This is a genomic window from Streptomyces sp. NRRL S-495 (assembly GCF_000966955.1).
Taxonomy (GTDB): Bacteria; Actinomycetota; Actinomycetes; order Streptomycetales; family Streptomycetaceae; genus Kitasatospora; species Kitasatospora purpeofusca.
The window spans coordinates 1-429 of the sequence record NZ_JZWY01000905.1; the positions used below are offsets into that span (position 1 = coordinate 1).

The following is a 429-nucleotide window of genomic DNA, read 5'->3' on the forward strand; positions in this document are numbered from 1 at the left end:
GCTCGGCGGTCAGCTCCGGCCGGCCGAGGTAGCCCCGGGCCAGGCCGGCCCCGCCGATGTACAGCTCGCCGGGCACGCCGGGCGGTGTCAGCCGGCCCTGCTCGTCGAGCACGTGCAGTTCGGTGTTGGCGATCGGCGCGCCGATCGCGATCGGCCCGTCCCCGACCTCGGCCACCGCCGACCAGATGGTGGTCTCGGTGGGCCCGTACATGTTCCACAGCTCCACCCCGCCGGCCCGCAGCCGCCGGGCCAGTTCGGCGGGCAGCGCCTCGCCGCCCGCCAGCGCCTTCAGCCCGGGCGCGCCCGGCCAGCCCGCGTCCAGCAGCATCCGCCAGGTGGACGGGGTGGCCTGGACGACGCTCGCCCCGGAGGCGGTCAGCAGCCGGGACAGCTGCTCGCCGTCGGCGGCCGCGCCGCGCTCGGCGACCA

At 78.1% G+C, this 429-nt stretch carries 1 protein-coding gene; it reads right to left on the minus strand.

All coding sequences use genetic code 11. The features are described from left to right. On the minus strand, positions 1–429 hold a 429-nt coding region (locus tag VR45_RS35990; RefSeq protein ID WP_045944133.1), incomplete at both ends, for an AMP-binding protein.